Origin of the sequence: Pseudoalteromonas ardens, from assembly GCF_030125445.1 — a bacterium.
Classification (GTDB): domain Bacteria; phylum Pseudomonadota; class Gammaproteobacteria; order Enterobacterales; family Alteromonadaceae; genus Pseudoalteromonas; species Pseudoalteromonas ardens.
Genome location: NZ_JASJUV010000020.1, coordinates 1 through 1,497, shown reverse-complemented (window position 1 = coordinate 1,497; position 1,497 = coordinate 1). Strand labels below are relative to the sequence as shown.

Sequence of the window (1,497 nt, the reverse complement as noted above, 5' to 3'; positions counted from 1 at the left end):
ACACCGCTTCCACCACTGTCAGATCCAGCGTACCGCTGACATCAAAGGCAGCCGGCATATTATACTGCGCCGAGCCCTTATGGAGCTGATCAATAAACCACAGGCGCTGCTGGGCAAAAGATAGCGGCGCGATATCCGATGCGACTCTGGGCGTGACTTTAGCGCGCACCTGAGTATTTTGCTGTTGCTCTGAGGCTAAAAATTCAATCAATGCCGCCTTATTTTGTTTTACCTGAGCGGCTATCTGAGGTGTGATTGCACCTTGTCTGGCTTTTGACTTGAGCTTGCCATTGTCGAGATAAAAACTGACGCCCTGTTTTTCTAGTTCTATGATTAACTTTTTAATTGTATTCATTGTTTTCTTCTTAAAATTCTGTCGATTAAATGTCGGACGCCGTGGTTACCATTCCAGCTCTTCACACGCTTCTGTTTGCGTGTCGCGATTAGACTTAAGCTGCAAATATTCAATGTGGACCGCCTGATCGCAGATCCTGGTTGCGTCGTAGAGCTCCTGAATACTGAACTCAATGTTGAAGGTTTCACGCACCTGAGTTGCCAGTTTCACGACCAGCAGCGAATGGCCGCCCAGGTCGAAGAAGTGGCTTTGCGTGCTGATGTCCTGATGCGCTATGCCCAACAGCTGAGACCAGATCTCACACAAGGTCTGCTCAATGTCATTTTCAGGTGCCACATAGGTATCCTGAAGCGTGCTGCTATCAGCTTCGGGCAGGGCTTTTTTGTTCACTTTGCCGTTGGCGGTCAGTGGCCAGTCGTCAATCACCACACCCAGCTTAGGCATCATGTAATCCGGTAAAGTTTGTGCCAGCATGGCCAGCATCTGAGCCATAAACTCTGGCTGTGCTTGTTCTGTAACAGCCTCCACTGGCTGGACGTACGCCACTAAATAGGTGCCTGCCGGGCCGTTTTTAGCCAGTACCAGTGCACTGTCTACTTGTGTCTGGCGGCTCAGCTGCTGAGCTATCTCGCCCAGCTCAACCCGGAAACCACGAATTTTAATTTGGTCATCGGCACGGCCCACGAAGGCCAGGTTGCCATCGGCCAGGTAGCGCACTAAATCGCCGGTGCGATACAGGCGTTTTGAGCTGCCTGCCACCTCGGGGTCATAAAATGGATTGTCAATAAAGCGCTCGGCCGTCAGCTCAGGCTGATTCAGATAACCCTGTGCCAGGCCATCACCGCCCACACACAACTCACCCACACTGCCATACGGCACCAGACTCAGGTCATCGCTCAGCACCAGGGCCTGATCGCCATTCAGCGGCGTACCTATGGCAATGTCCTGACTTTCATGCAATGTCGGTATCGCGTAACAACAGCTGAAGGTGGTGTTTTCCGTCGGGCCATAGCCGTTGATGACTTGTGCCTGCGGTAATGCCTGCTGCACCCGCATCACATCGGCGCCGTGAACTATGTCGCCGCCAGCCAGTACATAACGTAAAGAGGTGCGACCGTCACAGTGGTGGCTCCACTCACTGA

The 1,497-nt window shown here is 52.4% G+C and carries 2 protein-coding genes; both read right to left on the bottom strand.

Features of this window, described 5'->3' with window-relative positions; genetic code table 11:
• Positions 1-355 (bottom strand): TubC N-terminal docking domain-related protein (locus QNM19_RS24425; RefSeq protein ID WP_284027317.1); only part of this gene is annotated, 355 nt, incomplete at its 3' end.
• Between the two features lie 45 nt (positions 356-400).
• A partial coding sequence (locus tag QNM19_RS24420; protein WP_284027316.1) for a non-ribosomal peptide synthetase occupies positions 401-1,497 on the bottom strand: 1,097 nt, incomplete at its 5' end.